Source organism: Pseudomonas sp. ANT_H12B (genome assembly GCF_008369325.1).
Lineage (GTDB): Bacteria > Pseudomonadota > Gammaproteobacteria > Pseudomonadales > Pseudomonadaceae > Aquipseudomonas.
Window position 1 is genome coordinate 64,653 of sequence record NZ_VOBI01000010.1, and the last position, 25,956, is coordinate 90,608.

Here is a 25,956-nt window from a genome sequence, read left to right on the forward strand (position 1 = left end):
CCGGCATGTCCTTGGCTAAACTGCTGAATCACTCGCCATAAAGCAGCTCACCATGCTTCGTTTATTGTTCTGGATCGCCCTGATTGCCGCCGCGGTATGGTTCTGGCGCAAATTCAAGGGCCAGGCCTCAAGGCCCAAGTCCTCCGCCGAGCTGGAAGCGGCCCCCATGGTCCGCTGCGCTCATTGCGGCGTCCACTTGCCCCGCGACCGTGCGCTGAGTCTTCAACAACAGTGGTATTGCAGCCAGGCTCACCTTGAGCAAGGCCCGGGTTCCAGTGATCGCTGAGACCTCCAGTCCCGACAGCAAACAAGCCCAGCGACTGCTGCGTCTCTATCATCTTTACCGTTTAAGCATCGGCATCACCCTGGTGCTGTTGATCTCCAGCAACATGGACAACCAGTTGCTGACGTTTGCCAATGACAACCTGCTGCGCAATGGCAGCTGGTTGTACCTTGTGCTGAATATCTTGTTGGTGGTTTTTCTCGAGAACACCCGGCGCCCGACACAATTGTTCAGCCTGGCGCTGGCCGATGTCCTGTTGCTGTGCGCTCTGTTCTACGCCGCTGGTGGTGTGGCCAGCGCCATTGGTAACCTGCTGATCGTATCGGTTGCCATCAGCAACACATTGCTGAGAAGGCGCATCGGTCTGCTGATTGCCGCAATCGGCGCCCTCGGAATCGTGGGTTCGAGCCTCCTCCTGAGCTTCACTCATCCCATTAGCCCCAACGACTACCTGCAATCCGGCACGCTTGGCGCCCTCTGTTTTGCTGCAGCGTTGCTGGTACAGGGCCTGATCCGACGCATGGAGGTCAGCGAAAACCTGGCCGAACAACGGGCCAGCGAAGTCGTTGGCCTTGAAGCCCTCAACGCGCTGATCCTGCAACGCATGCGCACCGGCATACTGGTGCTCGACGACCAGCGGCGCGTTCAGCTGACCAACCAAAGTGCTATGACCCTGCTGGGTCTCGACAATCTCGAAGGCCAATTGATCGACGACTACTTACCCACCCTGGTCGAACGCCTGCACCTGTGGCTCAACAATCCGACGCTGCGCCCCCAGACCATGAAAGTCGCCAGCAATGGCCTGGAGCTGCAACCGAGCTTCATTGCGCTGGACCAAAGCCCTCACCACCAGACCCTGATTTTCCTCGAAGACCTCGCCCAGATCGCCCAACAAGCCCAACAACTGAAACTTGCCGCCCTGGGCCGCCTGACCGCCGGCATCGCCCATGAGATCCGAAATCCACTGGGCGCCATTAGTCATGCCGCGCAGCTATTGCAGGAATCAGAGGAACTGAACGGTGCGGATCGACGTCTGACACAGATTATTCAAGACCACTCTCAGCGAATGAATCGGGTAATCGAAAATGTCCTGCAACTGTCCCGTCGCCAACAAAGCGTGCCGCAACGGCTCGATCTGAAGCCGTGGGTGGAGCAGTTCGTCACCGAAACCCGCGAGAGGGCGACCGAGCGCCAGCAGATTCAACTGCGCATCGGTTCGGGAGATTTCAAAACCCTGATGGACCCAAACCAGTTGACCCAGATTCTCGACAATCTGTTACGCAATGCCTGGCGCCATAGCGCGCTGACCCACGACATTGCACAGGTCTGGCTTGAGTTGTTCGTCGCCCCCGACAGCCAGTTACCGATCCTCGAGATACTCGACAACGGCCCCGGCGTGACACCCGACCATCAGGGGCATCTGTTCGAACCTTTCTTCACCACCAGCACCCAAGGCACTGGCCTGGGGCTGTATCTGTCCCGTGAGTTGTGCGAAAGCAACCAGGCCCGCCTAGACTTCAAACCACGCCAAGACGGCGGCTGCTTTCGCATTACCTTTGCTCACGGACGGAAACAAAGTTGAACATGAGCCCACGGCAAAAAGTCTTGATCGTCGACGACGAACCGGATATCCGCGAACTCCTGGAAATCACCCTGGGACGGATGAAACTCGACACCTTCAGTGCCCGCAACCTTGGCGAAGCCCAGGCTCTGCTGACGCGAGAGACGTTTAACCTGTGCCTGACCGACATGCGCCTGCCGGATGGCACTGGCCTTGAACTGGTGCAACACATTCAACAACGCTACCCACAAGTACCGGTGGCAATGATCACTGCGTATGGCAGCCTGGAAACAGCGATCAACGCCCTCAAGGCTGGCGCCTTTGATTTCCTGACCAAACCGGTGGACCTCACCCGCCTGCGGGAACTGGTCAGTAGCGCCTTGCGTTTGCCTGCTGCGGGTGGCCCCAGCGTAGCCATTGATCGCCGCTTGCTGGGCGACTCATTGCCCATGCGCGCCTTGCGCAAACACATCGACAAACTGGCCCGCAGTCAGGCGCCGGTGTACATCAGCGGCGAATCCGGCAGCGGCAAGGAGCTGGTCGCACGGCTGATCCATGAGCAAGGGCCGCGCGCCAATCAGCCATTCGTCCCGGTTAACTGTGGGGCGATTCCGTCGGAACTGATGGAGAGCGAATTTTTCGGCCATCGCAAAGGCAGCTTCAGCGGCGCCATCGAAGACAAGCCCGGGCTGTTCCAGGCGGCCCATGGCGGTACGCTGTTTCTCGACGAAGTGGCTGACTTGCCGCTGGCGATGCAGGTCAAACTGCTACGGGCCATTCAGGAAAAAGCCGTTCGCAGGGTCGGCGAGCAGCAGGAAATCGTGGTTGATGTCCGCATCCTCTGCGCCACCCACAAAGACCTCGATGCCGAAGTCGCCGCCGAACGCTTTCGCCAGGATTTGTACTACCGGCTGAACGTGATCGAACTTCGGGTTCCGCCCTTGCGCGAACGTCGGGAAGACATCGAGCCCTTGGCCTGCCATATGCTCAAACGTCTGGCAGCCGGTACTGGCCAACCCGCCGCAAAACTCCACCCACAAGCTCTGGATGCGCTGAAAAGCTATCGCTTTCCGGGCAACGTGCGGGAACTGGAAAACGTGCTCGAGCGGGCTCACACCTTGTGCGAGAACAAACAGATCGAAGCCTCCGATTTGCGACTGGCCGAAGGCAACTGCGCCGCAGAAGGCGGTGTGCCAGACCTGACGCAGATCGACAACCTGGAAGACTACCTGGAAAACGTTGAACGCAAACTCATTCTCCAGGCCCTGGAAGAAACCCGCTGGAACCGCACGGCGGCGGCACAGCGGTTGAATTTGTCGTTTCGGTCGATGCGCTACAGGCTCAAGAAATTAGGGTTGGATTGAGGGCTCCTTCGTCGGAACGCCGCCCGGTTGGCGCATACGGCGCCGGATCAATAATCGGGGCCCTACCCAGCATCACATCCGCAAACAGCTGACATGACGCCGGTGCCAGCACCAAGCCGTTGCGGTAATGCCCGCAGTTCAGCCAGAGCCCATCAAACCCAGGCACCCGGCCAATGTAGGGAACCCCCTCCGGCGAACCCGGCCGCAGCCCGGCCCAATGCCCCACGACCTCGGCGTCCGCCAGTGCAGGAATCAACTCCACCGCCGACGCCTTCAGACTCTCCAGGGCCGATTCGGTCGGCGTCTTGTCGAAACCTTCATGCTCCAGCGTACTGCCAATCAGAATGTGCCCGTCGCGCCGTGGAATCGCATAACGTCCCTTGGCCAACACCATGCTCGGCAGGAAATCTGACGCGCACTTGTAGAGAATCATCTGCCCTTTCACCGGCTCAACCGGCAGGTCCAGCCCCAGGCTTTTAAGTAAATCACCGCTCCAGGCCCCAGCGGTCAGCACCACCTGATCGCCATGAATGGCACCCGCTGAGGTCTGCACCCCGACCACCGCGCCGTCTTCGCGGATAAACCCGCTGACTTCGCACTGCTCATGTATCGTCACGTTCGGCAGTGCCAGCAATGCGGCCTTGAGGGATTTGACCAGTCGCGGATTACGCACATTGGCCACATCGGCCATGTAGATCGCCCGGGAAAAACCGCTACCCAGCACGGGTACCGCGTCGTGAGCCGCCGAGATATCCACAGCTCGCAGCGGACGGTTTTCCCGCTCGGCCCAGGCAAGTGCCTGGGCCTCATCATCCAGATCCAGCCAGTACAACCCGGTGGTATGCACCTCCGGATCAACACCGGTTGCCGCGAACAAACGCTCTCCCAACTGGGGATAAAAATCCTGGGACCAGTGCGCCAGCGCAGTGACCGCCGGGCTATAGCGCCACGGGTAAAGCGGCGAAACGATACCGCCACCGGCCCAGGACGACTCCTGACCGACGTTCCCGCGATCCAGCAGCACAACGCTTTGCACTTCGGACGCGAGATTGAACGCTGTCAGCAGGCCAATCACCCCGCCGCCGACAATCACCACTTGTTGTTGCCTGGTCATGTTGTGATCCAACCGTTAAATAGACAGAGGGCGCAAAAGGCGCCCGAAAAGGAATTCAGCGCCCCCAACAATCCTTGGTGGTCAGCCCGGCCGTTGCGTTGACCATGCCTCTGACGCCTGTGTTGGTAATGGTGAAATTACCGCATTTGTCAGTCGCCATGGCCTTGCCGGCCTTGCGCTCCGCCGTCAGCAGGAAGGTCTGATCGGTCAGGGTCGGGGTGATGGTGTAGAAGTCATTACCGGCGCTCAGGCCGATGGCATTGGTGTAGACATTATTCTTCGAGTAGAAGCGCTCAAGGATCTGCGCCTGTTCGGAGAGCAACCCGACCACTTCAGTTCGGCGACCTTTTTTTACGTATTCGGTGAGGCTCGGGTAGCCAATGGTAATGACGATCCCGATGATCGCAATCACGATCATGATTTCGATCAGGGTAAAACCACGGTTGGATCTGCGCATGCCTCAACTCTCACTTACTGTATTTGTCGCCACATGATGCGACGGTTGGTGCCACCGACAGGTTTTTCCACCAGGGAGGTCACGCCGCCACTGGAGTCGCTCACAATCTTGCGGGACGCGTTATTGACGACGGCGTTCAAGGTCGGAATACCACCAGTGAAAATCACCCCGCTGGATATCGAATCCTTGGTGTCGACCAGACTGTCGCCATTGGTATCGAGCACCGCGTAATTGAGCATCTTACCGCTGAATGCATCGAGCTCGACCAGTTTGCCGGTACCGAAACTGGCGCAAGGATCGGTGGTGTCCACGCTGGCCGTGGTGAACACGATCCGCCCGGACACCAGATTGGCCTGATTGATCACCCGCTCACCGGTCAACACGTTGTTGTACACCAGCGGCAGGTACCAGCCTTTTTTCGCCGGATAGGTCACGTCGTTCTGGCTGGTGGTGATGAGTTGCCCACTGCTGCCCGACAACACACCAGTCACCGTCTGAATCTGCAAACTGGACGTTGTGAATTGACCGGAGCCACCCTCCGCATCCCACACTCCATAGAACGCCTGGAGGTCTTTGTTGGTCTTGTCCGCCGTCTCGTTGAATTTACCGGTGCCGAAAAACACGACCTTCCCTCCCAACGAATTGTCCGCCAACAATGGTTGCACGGTAATTGGCTGGGTGGCGCCGCCCGCGGTGGTGAACAGCGGTTTGCGGGAAAACGCCAGATCCCACACATCAGGGTTGGTGTCGCTCAAATCAAACTTCCACAGCCGCCCCTTCAAGTCGCCGCCGTAAGCGGCCTGCACCACATTCTGCGAGTTGACCCGAAGTTTTACCGACGACAGGCCGTTGGTAGTTTCGGAGCCGTCGACCACTATTTTCTTGATCAGCGAGCCGTCGCGAATGTCGACCACGTACAACGCTGCCACCCCGGAGTTGCTGCCATAACCGTTAGAGATGAATGCAGCCCATCGACCGCCGGGCAAGCGTGCCACTTCCGGTCGTGCGTAGGCATAACCCAGATCATTGAAAACGTTCGACGTGTTTGCTGTGGCCGGTGCGCTGATTTCCCACAATGCCTTGGTCGCATTACCTGCCGAGGCGTCGAACAACTGCAACGCGTAGAAAGTCCTGCCCCCCGCCCCTGTTCCACCCAATGCCAGGGTCTTCCATGCACTGCCGAGTTGCGCATCGAATACGGCGACCTGACCATCGACCAGAAACTTGTGGCTGACACCGTTGATGTAATTGGGCTCGGCAATCAGACGTAGCGAAGGCAACACACTGGAAGGCATGTAGGCATAACGCCTGGCACCGTTGGTCGTATTGATGACATTTACAAAACCGTCGTTGGCGTTCACCACCAGGCTGGAGTTCATGGTTACCGCTTTGGTTGCCAAATAGGTGCTGTAAGTGGTGTCGGCCGCCAGATCGGACGCAGTTTTATCCGTGGGTGAAGCCAAGGCCAATGGCGAATTGATGATGTCGCCAAGCAGCACACTGCGCACTTTCAGCCCGGCCTTGTTGGTGCCCTTGCTCCACTCCACCAGATCGGTGCCGGTGATGCCGGTAGGCAAACTCTGGCTAAGGGATGTTTTCTGGGCGGGGGAAAAACTGGCGTAGTTCAGCGTCACAGCCACGTTGTCCAGGGTGTTCCAGGATTGATAGGTCGGTGCCGTGGCACCGGGCACGATGGCGGTATCAGTGGTCCATAACACCGAGGCGGTGTCGACCGCGCCACCAGAAGTAAATCCGTAGGACTTGATCGTGCCGCGCCAGTCCTTGGGATCGTAACTGGTCTGGAAGAAACTCGAGCCGCTGGCCAGCGTGGTCCCGCTGGCGACGCCGCCGCCACCGGAACCGGCCTTGGAGGTGATATCGCTCAGGGCGGACGACAGTGCACTGTTGAGCCCCGCATTGTCGCTCGCCTGGTAATACTTGCCCTGCCCGTAACGGGCCGCGTCCGACAACATCTGGTTCGAGGTGGCGAAACCGACGGTGTAGGTGTTCATGTTCTGTTTGGGAAAATCCGCCGCGTCCCAGTTTTTGCCCGCAGAATCGGTGCCGGTCGTGCGCATGTCGATGTCGAAGGCGAACTTGGCGATGTCATCCAGATAAAGAGTATCGCCCTCATCGTCGCCGCCGGGTCCGTCATTATTCACACCGTCCCAATTGGGGAGCCGGGCAGCCCCCAAGGGGTCTTGGGTCGATGTGGTCGGGAAGGTTCGGTCATAGGTGGGCAAGCCGTCAGTAATCACCACACCATAGTTTTTTTGGCAACGGTACTGGATCGGGCTGGTGTAAGTGGCGGGCGTCGAGTTGTAGAACGGCGCCATGCCGCGCATGTAGCGGGTGACCTCGTAATAGGCTTCCGCCAGCGGAGTATTGGCGACAGCGTTCAAGCCTCTGATCGACGTGGTCAGGTTGTTAAAGTTGCTCTCCACCGACAGATCGCTGATGGAACGGGCAATGTAGCCACCGTTGCCAGCGTTGGTGCTGGTGGCCGGATTGAACGTCGCCAGGCCGATACGCAACCCGCGGTTATTGGTCACCAGATCGGTGGACACCTTGCGTGCAACGTTCATCCGGTAATCGGTGGGGATTGAACCGGCGGTAAAATCAAATCTGTTTCCGTTGGCCAACCCCACAAGGTACGAAATGTAATCAGCAGAGTATCGGGTATTTTCGCCGCCAACCGGGTCTGGCAGCTTGAGGCATTGGGGGGCGAGGCTGTTGTTATAAAAAGCGTACTCACCACTGGAACAGCCAGACGTCGGCAGGCTTGAAAGGAAGATTGTGTCACCGGTGATGTTGGAAAACCCCAAACACAGTCCCAGGAACGCATTGCATTGTCGGGCCGGTGTTCTGTTCACTGCCGGATCGAACCCCGCAGCGTAGATGATGCTGTTCATGCTGCCCGAATCGTCGATCAACAACATCACGTTCGGCGCAACGGCCGCGGCGCTCAACAGCGGTGAATCCGATGGAGTGAAGGCATAGGCCGGAGCCGAGAGATAAAAACCCAACAGTGCGCCACATAACAACTGCCACAACCCGGCGCGCCTTTCAGTACTTCGCATAAATACTCTCCACCACACTGCGCGAGTTGCCCGCGATCCCCACGGCGGTTACGCGGTACAGCGTCACGGAGGCGCCGTCCTTCATGTTCACCGCAGCGCCCGTGGCGCCAATGTTCTGTGCCCCGTAAAAGCCACTGCCGGAGGCAATCCAGGCCACGCCCGAGGTTGGATTGACCCCCGCGGCGGTGATTAGCAATGCCTCAGCCGGCGGCGCGCATTTGATGACATTGCTGCATAGCGACAACGAGTAGGTCTTCAGTTCCACCTCGCTTTCGCCAACGCGCAACGCCGCTTCGGCGCTCTGAAACGACAGGTTGCGCAAGGACACGCTGCCCGCCATTTTTTCCTGCAAAGTGGCGCTCTGCATCGATGAAAGACCGATCAGCGTCAGCAACAGAAGAAACACAAGGCTCACCAGCAACGCCATGCCCCGCTGGGAGTGAGCGCTCATTGAAAACATCGTCCCTCCCCTCATGGCAATCGGTTGCGCAAGGCAGCAACCACATTGAAGGTTTGATCGCGCACCCGCTTTTTCGGATCAGACAGGGTCAGGGTCAGGCGCACACTACGGATTAACTCCATATCGGAAGGGTTGGGGGAGCTGCTGTAACTGGAGGCGGCAAAGTCGTCGACTGTTTTGGCGAGACCGAACATCAAACTGAACGCACCGACATTGTCCACCAGCACTGCCTGAGCCGGAGAGCCGGCTCCCGTGCCCATCAACAGCTGGTTGTTGCTGAAGCTGTAGATCAGCCGCCGTATTGGAAACGCCAGTTGCCCCGACGTCACTTGTTCCGGCGTCAAGATCCGCGCACCAGTGTAGGCGGTGGCACTGGTGGCAGGGCTGGCGGGGACGCTGGCTCGACATTCGGAAACCACCGTCCAGGTTGGCACACTGCTACTGCCGATATCCGCAGTCACCAGGGTGAGTTTGCCGTTCGCGTTGTCCCAACTGATGGGCGTGGCCTGGGCAGCAGCGAAATCACCGGCCGTGCTTGCGTCGATGATCGTCCTCAGGCAACCGAACATTCCAACCATGCGAATTTCCTGTATCAGTTTGCTCAGTGCAAAACGCGCATCTTCCTGCATGGCGGCAGAGGTGCTCTGGCTGACATAGGTGTCCTTGGCCGCTATGAAAATCTGCGCCACGCCGAGCACCACGACAAGACTCAATGCCAAGGCGATCAGTAACTCGATCAGGCCGAAACCTCGATTGGACCGGTTCATGGCGCAACCTGCGGATCGGCAGTGGCACGACTGGTGAGGACGAAGGTGCGACGGGAATTGGCGACATTGGCAGCCCGCGAGTCATCCCAGGTGATCGTGATGGTGTACACCTGCTGATTGCGCGTAATGCTGCCGGTGGCAGTGGCACCACCGAGATTGACAATATTGGTGGTGAAGTCGAAGAGGTCCTGATCCCGGGCGACACTCCAGTTTCCCGAGGTCGGTGGCGTGACGGTGTAATCGGCTTTGGAATTGGCGCGAATGCGGTCCATCATGTCGTAGGCGATAAAACTCGCCTGGCTGGTCATCCGCGAGCTGTCAGTGTACTTCAGCGCATTGAGCTGAATTGCCGCCGCCCCCAACAACCCCACGCCCAGAATCAACAACGCGACCAAGACTTCGATCAGCGTCATGCCCTCCTGTGCACGTTTGCTCCATCCCCTCATCCGCAATTTCCACCCAATAGAATTCGTCCGTTCAAACACACATTCAGCGTCCTGCTTTGCGCCCCCAATACATAGCTGATAACGACTGCCTTGGGCGATGCCGACAGCCCGCCAAGATTGCTGAAATCGATGACGGTCACTCCCGAGGGTAGCGTCAGAGTCGCCCCGCTGCTCATCGCCGGAACAACCCGCAATACATTGGCCAATTTGCCAGTACCGTCATAGACAGAGAGCTCCCCCGTCCAGACGCCGCCCTCCGTCGTCGGGCGAACCCGGGTGGTGATGCCCCGATTAATCGCCTCAAGTCGGGCGAAATTCAGACCGCGCTGCAGATCGCCGATTTCGGTATCGGCCTTGGTGATTTGCACCGAACGGGTAAACATCGGTACGGCCATCGTGATAAGAATCAGAAATACCGCGAGTGCGACCAGCAGCTCGATCAGCGTGAAACCTTTTGTACGATGATCCATCGGAGCCCTCCGTTGCCGTCGGCTATACCTGCTATTACACGCTAGAGCATTCGACCGGCAGATGTACGGTTGTTTTGCCATTACTCGCGCATGGATCGTGCGAACCGCATCACTCCAGGGAGGGAAATACATGCATCAGCAAGGTTTCAGCCTGATCGAACTGCTCATGGGACTGACAATTATCGGGATTGTTCTGCAACTGGTCAGTCCGGCGTTTGCCGCACTCACCGAATCGAACCATCGCGAGCAGGCGGCCCAGTCTCTTGTAAGCGGTATACGCAACGCCAGAACCCTTGCCATCACCCGCAACGAGAGTGTTGTGATTCATGGCATCAACGGCGACTGGAGTCAGGGCTGGCGGATCATTGCGGATATCAGTGGCAAAGGGGCGCAGGACAACAGCAATCCGCTGCTGGTTGAGCGCTCGAGTGGCACTCAGGTGCCGATTGCCGGTAACTGGCCGGTCAGACAATACATACGTTTCAACAGTATTGGCGAGCCACAGATGCCCGGAGGGGCCTTTCAAGCGGGGACATTGCACATTTGCGCCGCCCGCGAACCGGTTACTCAGCTCCAGGTGGTGCTGGCCGCGACCGGCCGCGTCAGCCTGCGCAACCATAAGGCTGAGCAGGCGTTGTGCGCGCAGGGAAAAACGTTATAGCAAGGAACGCACGCGTAGCTCTTTAGGCATGGAAAAGGTGATGTTCTCCTCGCGACCGGCCAGTTCATCGGCACCGGTTGCGCCCCAGGCCTGCAACTGCTGGATCACGCCACGCACCAGGACTTCCGGTGCGGAGGCGCCAGCGGTGATGCCGATGCGCTCGACACCGTCGAACCAGCTTTTTTGCAGGTCTTCGGCGCCATCGATCAGATAGGCCGGGGTGGCCATGCGCTCAGCGAGCTCACGCAGGCGATTGGAGTTGGAACTGTTCGGGCTACCGACCACCAACACCACGTCGCATTCGTCAGCCAGTTGCTTGACTGCGTCCTGACGGTTTTGCGTGGCGTAGCAGATGTCGTCCTTGCGCGGGCCACCAATCGCCGGGAAGCGTTTACGCAGTGCGTCGATGACGCGACTGGTATCGTCCATGGACAAGGTGGTCTGGGTCACGAACGCCAGTTTTTCAGGATTGTTCACCTGCAAGGCGGCGACGTCTTTTTCGTCTTCCACCAGGTAGATCGCGCCACCATTGCTGCCATCGTACTGGCCCATGGTGCCTTCGACTTCGGGGTGACCGGCATGGCCGATGAGGATGCATTCGCGACCGTCGCGACTGTAGCGCGCGACTTCGATGTGCACCTTGGTCACCAGTGGGCAGGTGGCATCGAACACCTTCAGGCCACGACCGGCGGCTTCGGTACGCACGGCCTGGGAAACCCCGTGGGCACTGAAGATCACGATGACGTCGTCCGGCACCTGATCCAGTTCCTCGACGAAGATCGCTCCACGAGCACGCAGGTCTTCGACGACGAATTTGTTGTGCACCACTTCGTGGCGCACGTAGATCGGCGGCCCGAAGACTTCCAGGGCGCGGTTGACGATTTCGATCGCCCGGTCCACACCGGCGCAGAAGCCACGGGGGTTGGCGAGTTTGATTTGCATGCTGTGCCTCGTGTCTTGCGCGCAGAAAGAATGCTGACCCCGCCCGACCAGAGTCGGGCGAAGTGGTTACAGCGCTATGACGTTGATGATCTCGACGTCAAAGGTCAAGGTTTTGCCGGCCAACGGATGGTTGAAATCGATGGTCACTTGCTCGTCATCGAATTCTTTCACCACACCGGGCAACTCAGTATTGGCCGCATCGTTGAAGATCACCAGCAGGCCAGGCGACAGTTCCATGTCCTTGAACTGCGAGCGCGGGATGATCTGTACGTTCTGCGGGTTAGGCTGGCCAAAAGCGTTTTCCGGCGCAATCGTCAGCGTACGCTTGTCGCCAGCCTTGAAGCCGAACAGCGCGGCTTCGAAACCTGGCAACAGGTTGCCGTCACCGACCTTGAAGGTCGCCGGGGCTTTGTCGAAGGTGCTGTCGACGGTGTCGCCGTTCTCGAGGCGCAGTGCAAAGTGCAAGGTGACTTCCGTGTTCTGGCGGATGCGTTGCTCAGCCAATACCTGTTCAGTCATGAACGGTTTCTCCGGTTTTCTTACTTTTGAACATATCCAGTGCAAGCATCACAGCGCCGACAGTAATAGCGCTGTCAGCGAAGTTGAACGCCGGGAAATACCAGCGGTTCTGCCAATGCACCAGGATGAAGTCGATCACATGCCCCAGGGCAATGCGGTCGTACAGATTGCCCAGCGCGCCACCCAGCACCAGCGCCAAAGCGACGGCCAGCCAGGTTTCGTTGCGCCCCAGACGCTTGAGCCACACCACCAGCACCGCACTGACCCCCACGGCGATCAGGGCAAACAACCAGCGCTGCCAGCCGGAGCTGTCGGCCAGGAAGCTGAACGCTGCGCCGGTGTTGTAGGCCAGGGTCCAGCTGAAGTAATCGGGGATCACCACGATTTGCTGGTACATCTTCAGCGAGCCTTCGAAGTAGAACTTGCTGGCCTGGTCAATGACCAGAACCAGCAAACTCAACCAGAGCCAGCTCAGCCGTCCGAAACGGCCAGCAGCATTAGGCATAGTGGCGAACCTCGCCCGCGCCGCTGATGTTGTCGACGCAACGACCGCAGATTTCCGGATGCTCCGGGTTCACGCCGACGTCTTCACGGCAGTGCCAGCAACGGGCGCACTTAGGGAAGGCCGACTTGACGATTTGCAGCTTCAAACCGCTGACTTCTGTAACCACGGCATCGGCCGGCGCCTGCACGAACGGTGCAACCGTGGCGGTCGAGGTGATCAGCACAAAGCGCAGTTCGTTGCTCAGCTTGGCCAGGTCGGCGCTCAGCGCGTCTTCGGCGAACAGCGTCACTTCGGCTTGCAGGTTGCCACCGACGGCCTTGGCCGCGCGCTGGATTTCCATTTCCTTGTTGACCGCGACCTTCACCGCCATGATCCGCTCCCAGTAGGCGCGGTCCAGCTCGACGTTTTCCGGCAGCTCGGTGAGGCCTTCGTACCAGGTGTTGAGCATTACCGATTCGTTACGCTCGCCCGGCAAGTATTCCCACAGTTCGTCAGCGGTGAAAGCGAGGATCGGCGCGATCCAGCGCACCAGCGCTTCAGAGATGTGGTACAGCGCGGTTTGCGCCGAGCGGCGGGCCTTGCTGTTGGCGCCAGTGGTGTACTGACGATCCTTGATGATGTCGAGGTAGAAACCGCCCAATTCCTGTACGCAGAAGTTGTGGATCTTGGAGTAGACGTTCCAGAAGCGGTACTCGCCGTAGTGCTCTTGCAACTCGCGTTGCAGCAGCAGGGTGCGGTCCACGGCCCAACGATCCAGCGCCAGCATTTCTTCGGCCGGCAGGATGTCGGTGGCCGGGTTGAAACCAGTCAGGTTGGAGAGCAGGAAGCGCGCGGTGTTACGGATACGCCGGTAGGCGTCCGCACTGCGTTGCAGGATCTGCTCGGAAACCGCCATTTCACCCGAGTAATCAGTGGACGCAACCCACAGACGCATGATGTCGGCGCCCAGGGTGTCGTTGACCTTTTGTGGCGCGATCACGTTGCCCAGGGACTTGGACATCTTGCGGCCGGACTCGTCGACGGTGAAGCCGTGGGTCAGCAGCTCGCGGTATGGCGCGTGGTTGTCGATGGCGCAACCGGTCAGCAGCGACGAGTGGAACCAGCCACGGTGTTGGTCCGAGCCTTCCAGATACAGGTCGGCGCGTGGGCCGGTTTCGTGGCCCATCGGGTGCGAACCGCGCAGGACGTGCCAGTGCGTGGTGCCCGAATCGAACCAGACGTCCAGGGTGTCGCTGATCTTGTCGTACTGCGGCGCTTCGTCACCGAGCAACTCGGCAGCGTCCATCTTGAACCAGGCTTCGATGCCTTCGACTTCGACGCGCTTGGCGACTTCTTCCATCAGCTCGGCGGTGCGTGGGTGCAGTTCGCCGCTTTCCTTGTTCAGGAAAAACGGGATCGGCACACCCCAGTTACGCTGACGGGAGATGCACCAGTCCGGACGGTTGGCGATCATCGAGTGCAGGCGCGCCTGGCCCCAGCCCGGAACGAACTTGGTGTCTTCGATGGCTTTGATCGCCCGCTTGCGCAGGGTGTCGCCGGTGACAGGCTCTTTGTCCATGCCGATGAACCACTGCGCGGTGGCGCGGTAGATCAGCGGGGTCTTGTGACGCCAGCAGTGCATGTAGCTGTGTTCAATGATGCTGGTGTGCAGCAACGCACCGACTTCGGTCAGCTTGTCGACGATGGCCGGGTTGGCCTTCCAGATGAACTGGCCGCCGAAGAACTCCAGCGACGGCACGTAAACGCCGTTGCTTTGCACCGGGTTGATGATGTCATCGTTGACCATGCCGTACTTCTTGCAGGTCACGAAGTCGTCCACGCCATAGGCCGGCGAGGAGTGAACCACGCCTGTGCCGGCGCCCAGTTCAACGTAGTCGGCCAGGTAAACCGGCGACAGACGATCGTAGAACGGGTGACGGAAGTTGATCAGTTCCAGCTCTTTACCGGTGGTGGTCGCGATGACCGAACCTTCCAGGCTGTAACGGGCCAGGCACGACTCAACCAGCTCTTCAGCCAGCACCAGCAATTTGTCGCCGACATCGACCAGGGCGTAGTTGAATTCCGGGTGAACGTTCAGTGCCTGGTTGGCCGGGATGGTCCACGGGGTGGTGGTCCAGATCACGATCGAAGCAGGCTTGCCCAGCGATGGCAGACCAAAAGCGGCAGCCAGTTTGGCTTCATCGGCAATCGGGAATGCCACGTCGATGGTTGAGGACTTCTTGTTCTCGTACTCGACTTCCGCTTCAGCCAGGGCCGAACCGCAGTCGAAGCACCAGTTCACAGGCTTCAGGCCCTTGAACACAAAACCGCCCTTGACGATTTCGGCCAAGGCGCGGATTTCACCGGCCTCGTTTTTGAAGTCCATGGTCTTGTACGGGTTGGCAAAGTCGCCCAACACGCCCAGACGGATGAATTCGGATTTTTGGCCTTCGATCTGCTCGGTGGCGTAGGCACGGCACAGTTCGCGGGTCTTGTCCGCGCCCAGGTTTTTACCGTGGGTCACTTCGACTTTGTGCTCGATCGGCAGACCGTGGCAGTCCCAGCCCGGAACATAAGGCGCGTCGAAACCCGACAGGGTTTTCGAGCGGATGATCATGTCCTTGAGAATCTTGTTCAGCGCATGACCGATGTGGATCGTGCCGTTGGCATACGGAGGACCGTCGTGAAGTACGAACTTCGGACGATCCTTGCCAATCTCGCGCAACTTACCGTACAGGCCAATGCTGTCCCAGCGCTGCAGAATCTGCGGTTCGCGCTGAGGCAGGCCGGCCTTCATTGGGAAGGCGGTGTCCGGAAGGTTTAGCGTGGCTTTATAGTCGGTCATTTATGGCTCTTCATTAGCGATTGGCGCTAGGTGCGACAGGGCACGGGCGGCGGCGACATCCGCATTGATCGCCGTCTTAAGCGCCTCCAGAGAGGCGAAACGCTGCTCTTCACGCAGCTTGTGGTGGAAAACCACCGTCAAACGCCGGTCATACAGATCGCCGGCAAAATCTAAAAGGTGCACTTCGAGGTGGGCTTTGCCATCACCTTGGACCGTTGGCCGCACGCCGATATTGGCGACGCCTGGCCAGGTCTTGCCGTCGATGTCGACGTTGACCAGGTAAACCCCGGTTAGCGGCACGCGACGACGCTTGAGTTGTATGTTGGCGGTGGGCGTACCCAGTTGGCGCGCCAGCTTCTGGCCGTGCAAAACCCGTCCGGCAATCCGGAACGGACGACCGAGCAGTCGCTCGGCCAGGGCAAAATCGGCAGCGGCCAGGGCATTGCGGACCTGGGTGCTGCTGACGCGAATACCGTCCAGTTCGACAGTCTGCGCCGCTTCGACGGTAAAACCCTGAAGGACGCCGGCCTGTTGCAGGAAATCAAAATCCCCTACACGGTCACAGCCGAACCGGAAGTCGTCACCGACCTCCAGGTGCTGTACGCCGAGGCCGTCGACCAGAATGGTATCGACGAATTCGCTGGCACTGAGCTTGCTCAGGCGTTGGTTGAAGGCCAGGCACAGGACCCGGTCGACACCTTCCTCGGCCAGCAGCTGCAGTTTGTCCCGCAACCGGGCCAGACGGGCCGGCGCCGAGTCCGGCGCGAAGAACTCTCGCGGCTGCGGCTCAAAAATCACCACGCAGCTGGGCACGCCCAACTCGAGCGCACGCTCACGGAGCCTCGCCAGGATAGCCTGGTGGCCACGGTGAACACCGTCAAAGTTGCCAATAGTGGCGACACAGCCCCGATGCTGGGGGCGCAGGTTGTGGAGGCCTCGAACCAGCTGCATAACGCGCTTCTTGCTCATAAAGTGGTCGATTATAACCACACCCGGCGGCCGACGACAGGCAACACCGTAACCCAAAGTAATCGAGCCGACAAAACTGCCGGCTCGCCCATGATTATCAAGGCCGCAACCTCAGCTCAGCGCCTTGCGATTGAAGTCGCGCAAACGAAAGCCCATCAACAGCAACATGCCGAAATACGCCACCACGCCAGCGACCACCAGAACGCCTAAACGCAGGAATCGCTCAAGCATGTGCCCCTGATCCCAGACCGGCATAAAGTGCATCCCGGCCAGTAGCACAGCAGACATCACCAACACCGCAATCACCAGTTTGGCACCGAACTTCGCCCAACCCGGTTGTGGCTGATACATCTGCTGCTTGCGCAGTTGGTAGAACAGCAGGCTGGCGTTGATGCATGCACCGATGCTGATGGCCAGTGCCAGACCGGCGTGAGCCAGAGGACCGATCAATACCAGGTTGAACAACTGAGTCACAATCAGGGTGAAAATCGCGATTTTTACCGGCGTGCGGATGTTTTGTTGCGCATAAAAGCCCGGCGCCAGCACTTTGATCACGATAATCCCGAGCAATCCGACTGAATAAGCAATCAGCGCCCGTTGAGTCATAGAGGCGTCAAACGCGCTGAACTGGCCGTACTGGAACAACGAAACGGTCAACGGCTCGGCGAGAATCCCCAGCGCCAGTGAGCACGGCAATACCAGCACGAAACACAAACGCAGGCCCCAATCGAGAATCCGCGAATATTCCTGGCGATCCTTGCTGGCGTAGGTCTTGGCCAGCGTCGGCAGCAAAATCGTACCGAGAGCTACGCCCAACACGCCGGAGGGCAACTCCATCAAACGGTCGGCGTAGTACATCCAGGACACGGAACCGGCGACCAGGAACGAGGCGAAAATGGTGTTGATGATCAGCGAAATCTGGCTCACCGAAACACCGAGAATCGCCGGCAGCATCTGCTTCATGACCCGCCAGACGCCGCTGTCGCGCAGGCTCAGACGTGGCAGCACTAGCATGCCGATCTTTTTCAGGTGCGGCAGCTGATAGAGCAATTGAGCCAGGCCGCCCACCAGAACCGCCCAACCCAGCGCCATGACCGGCGGATCGAAATACGGTGTCAGGAATACTGCAAAGACGATCATGCTGACGTTGAGCAAGGTCGGCACGAAGGCCGGCACCGAGAAGCGGTTATAGGTGTTGAGGATCGCCCCGGCCAATGAAGACAGGGAGATCAGCAATATATAAGGAAATGTCACCCGCAGCAGATCGGCCGTCAGCTCGAATTTTTCCGGGGTATCGGTAAATCCCGGCGCAGTTGCCCAGATAACCCACGGTGCCGCAATCATGCCCAGCGCAGTGACCAGCGCCAGCACCAGCGTCAGCAGGCCCGACACATAGGCAATGAAGGTTCGTGTCGCCTCCTCGCCCTTCTGGCTTTTATATTCGGCAAGAATCGGCACGAATGCCTGGGAAAAAGCCCCTTCGGCGAAGATCCGCCGCAACAGATTGGGCAGTTTGAAGGCGATAAAGAAGGCGTCCGTCGCCATCCCCGCGCCGAATGTACGCGCAATAAGAGTGTCACGGACGAATCCCAGAACCCGGGAAAGCATGGTGATAGAGCTGACGGCGGCCAACGATTTGAGCAGATTCATTGAAAGAGTTTGTGCCTGTCGATAAACAGCAGGCGAACAAAGCGCCTACTTATGCGATACTCCGCGCCGCAGCAGCACAGAGCCAAAGCTCGCGAGTTTACAGGTCAAGCGCCGGAAATAAATATCCCGCCTCTTTACACCTACCACTTAGCGGAACGTCTCAACCGCCCTTGACAAGACATCAACTCATCGGCATGATTCGCGGCCTATTTTGTTTGCTATTTCCTAAAAAGTCTTTCGAGGAGCTCGACGGTGGCCAACACACCTTCCGCCAAAAAACGTGCAAAACAGGCTGAGAAGCGTCGCAGCCACAACGCCAGCCTGCGTTCCATGGTTCGTACCTACATCAAGAATGTAGTTAAAGCCATCGACGCAAAAGACGCTGAAAAAGCTCAAGCAGCTTACGTTCTGGCTGTGCCAGTTATCGACCGTATGGCCGATAAAGGCATCATCCACAAGAACAAGGCAGCTCGTCATAAGAGCCGCCTGAACGGTCACGTCAAGGCTCTGAACCTTGCTGTAGCCGCATAAGCGATAAGCTTGTTAAAAAACCGACCTCAGGGTCGGTTTTTTATTGCCTGCGATTTAGTGAAGTCGCCGCAAAAAAATGTGGGAGTGGGCTTGCTCGCGATAGCCGACTTTCAGTCAACAGAGATGCTGAATGACAGTGCCTCATCGCGAGCAAGCTCGCCCCCCCACATTTAGATTTACGTCAATTTATTGAGCGTGCGTCCACGGCAAAATCGGAATCGCCGTCACCGCATTCTGCGGGCTGCCTTCGATCAAACGATCGCTGTACACCAGATACACCAGCGTATTGCGCTTTTTATCGAGGAATCGCACCACCTGCATGGTCTTGAATACCAGCGACGTGCGCTCCTTGAACACCTCATCGCCATCCTTCAATTCCCCCGTGAAGCTGATCGGCCCGACCTGACGGCAAGCGATAGACGCTTCAGCACGGTCTTCAGCCAGCCCCAAACCGCCCTTCACGCCGCCAGTCTTGGCGCGCGACAGGTAGCAGGTCACGCCTTCGACCTTCGGATCATCGAAAGCCTCGACGACAATTCGGTCATTCGGGCCGACGAATTTGAATACTGTCGACACCTGACCAATCTCTTCCGCCGAAACCAGCAACGGCATTGCCAACACCAAGCCCAATAATCCCTTTGCAACGCGCATTCAGTTTTCCTTCAGACCAGAATCAGGTTATCGCGGTGAACCAGTTCCGGTTCCGCCATGTACCCCAACAGACCGACAATCGCCTCAGACGATTGGCCGATGATTTTTTGTGCTTCAAGGGCGCTGTAGTTGGCCAGGCCACGGGCAATCTCTCGACCATCCGGCGCCACGCACACCACCATTTCGCCACGACGGAAACTGCCCTGAACCAGCTTGACGCCTACCGGCAGCAAACTTTTATTGCCTTTGGACAACGCCGTCACCGCACCTGCATCCAGCACAAGGGTGCCACGGGTTTGCAGATGCCCGGCCAGCCACTGCTTGCGCGCCGCCAGCATGCCGCGCTCAGGCGACAGCAAGGTGCCAATGCGCTCGCCCGCCCTGAGGCGATCCAGCACACGGTCAATGCGCCCGCCGACGATGATGGTGTGCGCCCCCGAGCGCGCCGCCAGACGCGCCGCCCGCAACTTGGTCTGCATGCCGCCACGGCCCAACGCACCACCGGTACCGCCCGCCACCGCATCCAGCGCCGGATCATCAGCGCGCGCTTCATAAATCAAGTTGGCATTAGGGTTGTTGCGCGGATCAGCATCGAACATGCCATCGCGATCCGTAAGAATCACCAGCAAATCAGCCTCGACCAGGTTGGCCACCAGAGCCGCCAGGGTGTCGTTGTCGCCGAAACGGATCTCGTCAGTGACCACAGTGTCATTCTCGTTGATGACCGGGATCACCTTGAGCTCGACCAGTGCACGCAACGTGCTGCGGGCGTTCAGGTAGCGTTTGCGGTCGGACAGGTCGTCGTGGGTCAGGAGAATCTGTGCGGTATGCCGGCCATGCTCGGCAAAGCTCGACTCCCAAGCCTGCACCAGACCCATCTGACCGATGGCGGCAGCGGCCTGCAACTCGTGCATTGCACTGGGTCGCACGGTCCAGCCCAGACGGCTCATGCCCGCCGCCACCGCACCGGAGGACACCAGCACCAGCTCGACGCCCGCCTCATGCAAGGCCACCATCTGTTCAACCCAGACACCCATTGCCGCGCGATCCAGGCCCTTGCCGTCCGCCGTCAGCAAAGCGCTGCCGATCTTCACGACCCAACGCTGCGCACCTGTCACCTTGCTCCGCATCATCTTCAACCTTAGCTTGAGGACAGCGCGACCTGGCACTGCCCGTAACGTTATTCGTGGTTATTCGTGACTAACTATCAATTTCCAGATACTAAAACGCCGCTCGATTGAGCGGCGCTTAAGTTTACTGCAACGAATCAGTCACGCACGTAAATGATTTCCGGACCGTCTTCATCATCCACATCTTCTTCGTCCCAATCATCGTCACCGATGTCATGGACCGACTTCACGCCGCTACGGCGCAGGGCACGCTGGTCATCCAGGGCTTGCAGCTGAGCACGGGCTTCGTCTTCGATGCGCTGATCGAGCTCGGCCAGCTCTTCTTTATAGACCGGGTCGTTAGCCAGGCGATCAGCACGATCTTCCATGTAACGCATGATGTCATGGCACAGACGCTCGGTACCCAGCTTGGAGATGGCCGAGATCACATAGACCGGACCGGTCCACTCCAGGCGATCAACGATCTCCTTGACGCGCTCATCGTGCTCTTCTTCGAGGATCTGGTCGCACTTGTTCAGCACCAACCAACGATCCCGCTCAGCCAGGGACGGGCTGAATTTGGTCAGTTCGCTGACGATCACTTCCGCAGCATCCGGGGCACTGGCGTCATCGAGCGGCGCCATGTCCACGAGGTGCAGCAGCAGGCGAGTACGCGACAAGTGCTTGAGGAAGCGAATCCCCAGGCCAGCGCCATCGGAAGCGCCCTCGATCAGACCCGGAATGTCCGCGACCACGAAGCTTTTCCAGCGATCGACGCTGACCACACCCAGGTTCGGCACCAGCGTTGTGAACGGGTAGTCGGCGACTTTCGGCTTGGCGGCCGATACCGAGCGAATGAAGGTACTTTTGCCGGCATTCGGCAAGCCCAGCAGACCGACGTCAGCCAACACCTTCATTTCCAGCTTGAGATCACGCGCCTCACCCGGCTTACCCGGAGTGGTCTGACGCGGAGCACGGTTGGTACTGGATTTGAAACGGGTGTTACCCAGACCGTGCCAGCCACCGTGAGCCACCAGCAGTTTCTGGCCAGCCTTGGTCAGGTCGCCGATCACTTCCTGAGTGGCGGAGTCGATAACGGTCGTACCGACCGGAACACGCAGGACCAGCTCCTCACCCTTCTTACCGGTGCAGTCAGTGCTGCCGCCGTTGGAACCACGCTCGGCATCAAAGTGCCGGGTGTAACGGTAATCCACCAGGGTGTTGAGGTTTTCGTCGGCGATCATGTAGACCGAACCGCCATCACCACCATCACCGCCGTTCGGGCCACCATTTTCAATGAATTTCTCGCGACGGAAGCTCATGCAACCGTTGCCGCCGTCACCGGCCTTTACTCGAATCGATACTTCATCAACAAACTTCATAACAAAACGCCTCTCGCCATACGGACGAGCCGAAAAAACCTAGACATAAGACTCTTGCAAAAATGAGCGCAGCGACCTCAAGCAACGACCGCAAATCCAGCTGCTTTCGCCCATCACAAACAGCTTTGCAAGAGACTCACCCCACAAACGAAAAAGCCCCGTCGCGAGACAGGGCTTTTCCAGCAACTACGCAATTATGCCGCGACGACTGCAGTCTTCGGAACAATGCTTACGTAACGGCGATTGAAAGCGCCTTTTACTTCGAACTTGATCACGCCGTCGATTTTAGCGAACAGAGTGTGATCTTTGCCCATGCCAACGCCGTAGCCAGCGTGGAATTGGGTGCCGCGCTGACGCACGATGATGTTGCCCGGAATGATAACCTGGCCGCCATACATCTTCACGCCAAGGCGTTTGGCTTCTGAGTCGCGACCGTTACGGGTACTACCACCAGCTTTTTTGTGTGCCATGAGTCAATTCTCCTAGTGAGGAATTAGGCTGAAATTAAGCCTGAATACCGGTGATTTTGATCTCGGTGTACCACTGGCGGTGGCCCATACGCTTCATGTGGTGCTTACGACGACGGAACTTGATGATGCGGACTTTATCGTGACGACCTTGGGAGATCACTTCAGCCACAACGGTAGCGCCAGCAACAACTGGAGCGCCGATGTTCACGTCATCGCCATTGGCGACCAACAGAACGCGATCAAAAGTAACGGATTCGCCGGTAGCGATTTCCAGTTTTTCGATCTTCAGGTATTCACCTGGGGCGACCTTGTATTGCTTGCCACCAGTAACAATTACTGCGTACGACATGGTATTTCTCCGATAATCCTGCTCACCCAGCTCTTTATAAGAAGAGGTATTGGCTGGCATGGCTGCATTGGGCTGGAAGGCCTGTTTGCAATTGCGTAAGGCAGGTGCTGCCCAGGAAGTTCAGGGTGCGCGATTGTACGCAAGCTGCCGGGGCGATGCAAGAGGCCGTCCATCGTACCTTGACACCCGCCGACGTGGGTCCTAGCATGCCGCGCAACCCTTCTGGAGCAACTGTCGCTGATGCAACCCCAAGCTTTCTACCGCGCGGTGGCGGACGATTTTAGCGCCGTCGACGGCATCATCAAGAAGCAGCTGACTTCCCGAGTACCGCTGGTATCGAAAATCGGCGATTACATTACCTCGGCTGGCGGTAAACGCCTGCGTCCTCTATTAGTGTTGCTGTGTGGCAAGGCCTTGGGTCGCGAAGGCGATGACCTGCGCCTGCTGGCCGCGACCATTGAGTTCCTGCACACCGCCACCCTGCTGCACGACGACGTGGTCGACATGTCCGGCATGCGCCGTGGCCGCTCGACTGCCAACGCCATGTGGGGCAACGCCCCTAGCGTGCTGGTGGGCGATTTCCTGTATTCGCGTTCCTTCGAAATGATGGTCGAACTGGGCTCCATGCCGGTGATGAAGATCCTTTCGCAAGCCACGCGCATCATCGCCGAAGGCGAGGTGTTGCAGCTGTCCAAGGTCCGTGACGCCAGCACCACCGAAGAAACCTACATGGAAGTCATCCGCGGCAAGACCGCGATGCTCTTCGAAGCGTCGACCCACAGTGCTGCGGCCCTGGCCGGTGCCACACCGGAACAGAGCGAAGCGCTACGTACCTTTGGTGATCACCTGGGCGTGGCGTTCCAACTGGTCGACGACCTGCTGGACTACCGTGGCGACGCGGAAACCCTGGGCAAGAACGTCGGCGACGATCTGGCCGAAGGCAAGCCGACCCTGCCGCTGATCTACACCATGCGTGAAGGCACGCCGGAGCAGGCTGCACTGGTGCGCAAGGCCATCCAGAAAGGTGGCATCGAAGACCTGGAAAGCATCCGCGAAGCCGTGGAGGCCTCAGGTTCGCTGGATTACACCGCGCAACTTGCCCGTGACTACGTGGCCCGAGCAATCAAATGCCTCGACGCGCTGCCAGCCAGCGAATACCGCGATGCTCTGGTCGAGTTGAGCGAGTTTGCGGTCGCCCGCACGCACTGACAGACCACAACCTGTGGGGGCCATCTCCCACAGGTTTTCACCGCTTCGCCCCTCCTGCCTAAAACCCTATACAATGTGCGCTTTTTAGCGATCCTGAATCCAAGGAGCTTTAGTGAGCACGTTGCCACCCTGCCCAAAATGCAATTCCGAATACACCTACGAAGACGGCGCCCAGCTGATCTGTCCTGAGTGCGCCCACGAGTGGTCCGCCAGCGGCGAAGCCGAAACAGTGTCCGATGACACCGTGAAAAAGGATTCGGTCGGCAACGTCCTGCAGGACGGCGACACCATCACCGTGATCAAGGACCTCAAGGTCAAAGGCACCTCGCTGGTGGTCAAGGTCGGCACCAAGGTCAAGAACATCCGCCTGTGCGATGGTGATCACGACATCGACTGCAAGATCGATGGCATCGGCCCGATGAAGCTCAAATCCGAGTTCGTCAGAAAAGTCTGAGCCAGCTGTATTCCATCCCGCGTCCTGCGTGGGATGGTGCTTCGCCCTCCTCCGCTTCGCCCAACAATCCCTCGCAATAGCTAAACGCCAGCCGTTTTGACCTTACGCAACCTTTACCTTTTAAAAAACACAAACCGCCAATAGGTTCTTGCTATTTGATGAATAAGAATTATTCTCATTGAAACCAATCAATGGAGATGAGACCCATGACTTATTTGATCGACGCTTGGCTGGATCGCCCACACCCTTACCTCAGGATCCTGCATCGGGAAACCGGGGAAGTCTGTGCGGTACTTGAAGAAGAAGCCTTGAACGAGCTGCAGGATCAGGGTGATCTGGACGTCAACGGCTTGAGTTCCAGCGAGCCGGTGGTGCTCAAGGAACTGGTGCGCAATCTGTTTCTGTTCTGCTATGCCCGGGCGTTGCGCCCGACAAACGAACTGCACCACAAGATCGAAATATGAAAATCAGCGCAAAAAAAATTGTGGGAGCGAGCCTGCTCGCGAAGGCGGTGTGTCAGACAACATCAGTGTTGATTGTCAGGCCGAATTCGCGAGCAGGCTCGCTCCCACATTAGCCCGATGTGATATCGAGCCGGGTATTACAGAACGTCGAGCAGTTCGACGTCGAATACCAGTACGCTGTGCGGCGGAATGCTGCCAACGCCTTGAGCGCCGTAAGCCAGTTCGCTCGGCACGTACAGACGCCATTTGCTACCGGCGTTCATCAGTTGCAGGGCTTCGGTCCAGCCGGCGATCACGCCGCCAACCGGGAATTCTGCTGGCTGACCACGATCGTAGGAGCTGTCGAACACAGTGCCGTCGATCAGAGTACCGTGGTAGTGAGTGCGCACTTGATCTTCACGGGTTGGCTTGGCGCCTTCACCGGCGGTCAGCACTTCGAACTGCAGGCCGGAAGCCAGGGTGGTGATGCCATCACGCTTGGCATTTTCAGCCAGGAAGGCCAGGCCTTCGCCAGCAGCGGCTTCAGCCTTGGCTGCAGCTTCGGCTTGCATGATTTCGCGAATGACTTTGAAGCTCGCGGACATTTCTTCCTGACCCACACGGCTTTCCTTGCCGGCGAAAGCGTCGGTCAGGCCGGCCAGGATTGCGTCCAGGCTAACGCCCGGTGGCGGGTTGTCGCGCAGTTGGTCGCCCAGCTGACGGCCAATACCGTAGCTGACGCGGGTTTCGTCGGTGGACAGATTTACTTCGGACATGACACTGCTCCGCTGTGCGGACGGCTCAAGAACTTGCCGTGCGTGCACAGCGCGTCCCGGAGCGCCCGGAACCAAAAGGGCCAGCAGACTAGCACAGATGCCATTGCGTTGATGAGGGGCGTCAGTGCTGACACCCGATCGGGACCTTCAGACTCTCTTCGGTGCTCCCCCCCTGCCCGCACATCTCGTCATGAACCGAAACATGTACAAGGTTGAATGGCAACCTGGGAAAGGCATGAAGCACTTCACGTGCATGCTCGACCGAGCGCAGATGAAACGCCTCGCCGCTGGCATCGCTCAATGGATACGCCGCGCCATGCATCCGCGCCTCCAGCAGATAGATACCACCTTCCATAGAGATCAGATTCAGCTCATCGACCTTCCCGGCGATGGCATAAGCATTCAACTCTTGCAGGTTCATTGAACGCACCTCAAACAGTGGTGAGCCTAGACCTTTACAGGCATATGCCTCGACGCATCAAAGTACAAGGCACAAACGACACCGCCCGT

Annotated in this window: 28 protein-coding genes; 8 read left to right on the forward strand and 20 right to left on the reverse strand. The window is 58.5% G+C overall.

From position 1 onward, the window contains the following. Window positions 1-52: 52 nt before the first annotated feature. Genes FQ185_RS16740 through FQ185_RS16750 form a run of 3 tightly spaced genes read left to right on the forward strand, consistent with a single transcriptional unit; the run spans window position 53 to window position 3,208 of the window. Window positions 53-286 carry a PP0621 family protein gene (locus FQ185_RS16740; RefSeq protein WP_149418371.1) on the forward strand — a complete coding sequence of 78 codons (234 nt, stop codon included), beginning with the start codon at window positions 53-55 and terminating at the stop codon, window positions 284-286. Next, window positions 276-1,865, forward strand: coding sequence for a PAS domain-containing sensor histidine kinase (locus FQ185_RS16745; RefSeq protein ID WP_149418372.1), 1,590 nt, complete (start codon window positions 276-278; stop codon window positions 1,863-1,865). Before FQ185_RS16740 ends, FQ185_RS16745 begins: the two co-directional genes overlap by 11 nt. Window positions 1,866-1,867: 2 nt before the next feature. After that, entirely contained in the window at window positions 1,868-3,208 is a 1,341-nt protein-coding gene (locus tag FQ185_RS16750) for a sigma-54 dependent transcriptional regulator (RefSeq protein WP_149418373.1), read from the forward strand. On the opposite strand, the gene thiO is transcribed toward FQ185_RS16750, so the two are convergent. Genes thiO through FQ185_RS16785 form a run of 7 tightly spaced genes read right to left on the reverse strand, consistent with a single transcriptional unit; the run spans window position 3,186 to window position 10,002 of the window. Continuing rightward, window positions 3,186-4,322 (reverse strand): glycine oxidase ThiO, encoded by a 1,137-nt coding sequence (gene thiO / locus FQ185_RS16755; protein ID WP_149418374.1) that lies wholly within the window; start codon window positions 4,320-4,322, stop codon window positions 3,186-3,188. The two genes, FQ185_RS16750 and thiO, sit on opposite strands and share 23 nt — an antisense overlap. Window positions 4,323-4,377: 55 nt before the next feature. Beyond that, on the reverse strand, window positions 4,378-4,779 hold the full coding sequence (locus FQ185_RS16760) for a type IV pilin protein (protein ID WP_149418375.1): 402 nt from the start codon (window positions 4,777-4,779) through the stop codon (window positions 4,378-4,380). A gap of 14 nt (window positions 4,780-4,793) precedes the next feature. Further along, window positions 4,794-7,859 carry a pilus assembly protein gene (locus tag FQ185_RS16765; protein ID WP_149418376.1) on the reverse strand — a complete coding sequence of 1,022 codons (3,066 nt, stop codon included), beginning with the start codon at window positions 7,857-7,859 and terminating at the stop codon, window positions 4,794-4,796. Next, window positions 7,846-8,310, reverse strand: a complete 465-nt coding sequence (locus FQ185_RS16770; protein ID WP_149418377.1) for a PilX N-terminal domain-containing pilus assembly protein — start codon at window positions 8,308-8,310, stop codon at window positions 7,846-7,848. Before FQ185_RS16770 ends, FQ185_RS16765 begins: the two co-directional genes overlap by 14 nt. A gap of 20 nt (window positions 8,311-8,330) precedes the next feature. After that, window positions 8,331-9,086, reverse strand: coding sequence for a PilW family protein (locus FQ185_RS16775; RefSeq protein WP_149418378.1), 756 nt, complete (start codon window positions 9,084-9,086; stop codon window positions 8,331-8,333). Continuing rightward, window positions 9,083-9,532: a type IV pilus modification protein PilV gene (gene pilV / locus FQ185_RS16780; RefSeq protein ID WP_149418379.1), complete on the reverse strand. Its 450-nt coding sequence runs from the start codon at window positions 9,530-9,532 to the stop codon at window positions 9,083-9,085. Before pilV ends, FQ185_RS16775 begins: the two co-directional genes overlap by 4 nt. Next, window positions 9,529-10,002 (reverse strand): GspH/FimT family pseudopilin, encoded by a 474-nt coding sequence (locus FQ185_RS16785; protein WP_149418380.1) that lies wholly within the window; start codon window positions 10,000-10,002, stop codon window positions 9,529-9,531. Before FQ185_RS16785 ends, pilV begins: the two co-directional genes overlap by 4 nt. A gap of 130 nt (window positions 10,003-10,132) precedes the next feature. On the opposite strand from FQ185_RS16785, the gene FQ185_RS16790 reads away from it, so the two are divergent. Beyond that, the gene (locus FQ185_RS16790; RefSeq protein WP_149418381.1) at window positions 10,133-10,663 is read left to right on the forward strand and encodes a GspH/FimT family pseudopilin; all 531 of its coding nucleotides are present in this window, start codon (window positions 10,133-10,135) and stop codon (window positions 10,661-10,663) included. On the opposite strand, the gene ispH is transcribed toward FQ185_RS16790, so the two are convergent. The 6 genes from ispH to murJ form a co-directional block, all read right to left on the reverse strand. Beyond that, complete coding sequence (ispH, locus tag FQ185_RS16795) at window positions 10,658-11,605, reverse strand: 4-hydroxy-3-methylbut-2-enyl diphosphate reductase (RefSeq protein ID WP_149418382.1); 948 nt, start codon at window positions 11,603-11,605, stop codon at window positions 10,658-10,660. The genes FQ185_RS16790 and ispH overlap by 6 nt on opposite strands. Window positions 11,606-11,671: 66 nt before the next feature. Next, the gene (fkpB, locus tag FQ185_RS16800) at window positions 11,672-12,109 is read right to left on the reverse strand and encodes an FKBP-type peptidyl-prolyl cis-trans isomerase (RefSeq protein WP_178113552.1); all 438 of its coding nucleotides are present in this window, start codon (window positions 12,107-12,109) and stop codon (window positions 11,672-11,674) included. Between the two features lie 7 nt (window positions 12,110-12,116). Next, window positions 12,117-12,629 (reverse strand): signal peptidase II, encoded by a 513-nt coding sequence (gene lspA / locus FQ185_RS16805; protein ID WP_149418384.1) that lies wholly within the window; start codon window positions 12,627-12,629, stop codon window positions 12,117-12,119. Then, window positions 12,622-15,453, reverse strand: coding sequence for an isoleucine--tRNA ligase (gene ileS, locus FQ185_RS16810; protein ID WP_149418385.1), 2,832 nt, complete (start codon window positions 15,451-15,453; stop codon window positions 12,622-12,624). Before ileS ends, lspA begins: the two co-directional genes overlap by 8 nt. Beyond that, window positions 15,454-16,404 (reverse strand): bifunctional riboflavin kinase/FAD synthetase, encoded by a 951-nt coding sequence (gene ribF, locus FQ185_RS16815; RefSeq protein WP_149418386.1) that lies wholly within the window; start codon window positions 16,402-16,404, stop codon window positions 15,454-15,456. 129 nt (window positions 16,405-16,533) lie between these two features. Beyond that, window positions 16,534-18,072 carry a murein biosynthesis integral membrane protein MurJ gene (gene murJ, locus FQ185_RS16820; RefSeq protein ID WP_149418387.1) on the reverse strand — a complete coding sequence of 513 codons (1,539 nt, stop codon included), beginning with the start codon at window positions 18,070-18,072 and terminating at the stop codon, window positions 16,534-16,536. A 252-nt stretch (window positions 18,073-18,324) separates the two neighbouring features. On the opposite strand from murJ, the gene rpsT reads away from it, so the two are divergent. Beyond that, window positions 18,325-18,603, forward strand: a complete 279-nt coding sequence (gene rpsT / locus FQ185_RS16830) for a 30S ribosomal protein S20 (RefSeq protein WP_008154937.1) — start codon at window positions 18,325-18,327, stop codon at window positions 18,601-18,603. Window positions 18,604-18,789: 186 nt separating this feature from the next. On the opposite strand, the gene FQ185_RS16835 is transcribed toward rpsT, so the two are convergent. The 5 genes from FQ185_RS16835 to rplU form a co-directional block, all read right to left on the reverse strand. Continuing rightward, entirely contained in the window at window positions 18,790-19,254 is a 465-nt protein-coding gene (locus FQ185_RS16835) for a CreA family protein (RefSeq protein ID WP_149418388.1), read from the reverse strand. A gap of 11 nt (window positions 19,255-19,265) precedes the next feature. After that, a complete protein-coding gene (gene proB / locus FQ185_RS16840; RefSeq protein WP_149418526.1) occupies window positions 19,266-20,384 on the reverse strand; it encodes a glutamate 5-kinase in 1,119 nt (372 codons plus the stop codon). A 137-nt stretch (window positions 20,385-20,521) separates the two neighbouring features. Continuing rightward, a complete protein-coding gene (cgtA, locus tag FQ185_RS16845) occupies window positions 20,522-21,745 on the reverse strand; it encodes an Obg family GTPase CgtA (RefSeq protein WP_123367774.1) in 1,224 nt (407 codons plus the stop codon). 194 nt (window positions 21,746-21,939) lie between these two features. Then, a complete protein-coding gene (gene rpmA, locus FQ185_RS16850) occupies window positions 21,940-22,215 on the reverse strand; it encodes a 50S ribosomal protein L27 (protein ID WP_046048788.1) in 276 nt (91 codons plus the stop codon). Window positions 22,216-22,249: 34 nt separating this feature from the next. Next, window positions 22,250-22,564: a 50S ribosomal protein L21 gene (rplU, locus tag FQ185_RS16855; RefSeq protein WP_003176051.1), complete on the reverse strand. Its 315-nt coding sequence runs from the start codon at window positions 22,562-22,564 to the stop codon at window positions 22,250-22,252. Between the two features lie 240 nt (window positions 22,565-22,804). Between rplU and FQ185_RS16860 the strand changes: the two genes are divergently transcribed. The 3 genes from FQ185_RS16860 to FQ185_RS16870 all read left to right on the forward strand — a co-directional run bounded on the left by FQ185_RS16860 (window position 22,805) and on the right by FQ185_RS16870 (window position 24,691). After that, entirely contained in the window at window positions 22,805-23,773 is a 969-nt protein-coding gene (locus FQ185_RS16860) for a polyprenyl synthetase family protein (protein ID WP_010467528.1), read from the forward strand. Between the two features lie 112 nt (window positions 23,774-23,885). Beyond that, window positions 23,886-24,227: a zinc ribbon domain-containing protein YjdM gene (locus FQ185_RS16865; RefSeq protein ID WP_149418389.1), complete on the forward strand. Its 342-nt coding sequence runs from the start codon at window positions 23,886-23,888 to the stop codon at window positions 24,225-24,227. 206 nt (window positions 24,228-24,433) lie between these two features. Further along, window positions 24,434-24,691 carry a hypothetical protein gene (locus FQ185_RS16870; protein WP_095055691.1) on the forward strand — a complete coding sequence of 86 codons (258 nt, stop codon included), beginning with the start codon at window positions 24,434-24,436 and terminating at the stop codon, window positions 24,689-24,691. 137 nt (window positions 24,692-24,828) lie between these two features. Here the strand turns inward: FQ185_RS16870 and FQ185_RS16875 are convergent, their stop codons facing one another. Together FQ185_RS16875 and FQ185_RS16880 are read right to left on the reverse strand one after the other, a co-directional pair. Next, complete coding sequence (locus FQ185_RS16875) at window positions 24,829-25,446, reverse strand: FKBP-type peptidyl-prolyl cis-trans isomerase (RefSeq protein WP_149418390.1); 618 nt, start codon at window positions 25,444-25,446, stop codon at window positions 24,829-24,831. Window positions 25,447-25,567: 121 nt separating this feature from the next. Beyond that, a complete protein-coding gene (locus tag FQ185_RS16880) occupies window positions 25,568-25,867 on the reverse strand; it encodes a DUF6482 family protein (protein ID WP_149418391.1) in 300 nt (99 codons plus the stop codon). Between the last annotated feature and the right edge of the window lie 89 nt (window positions 25,868-25,956).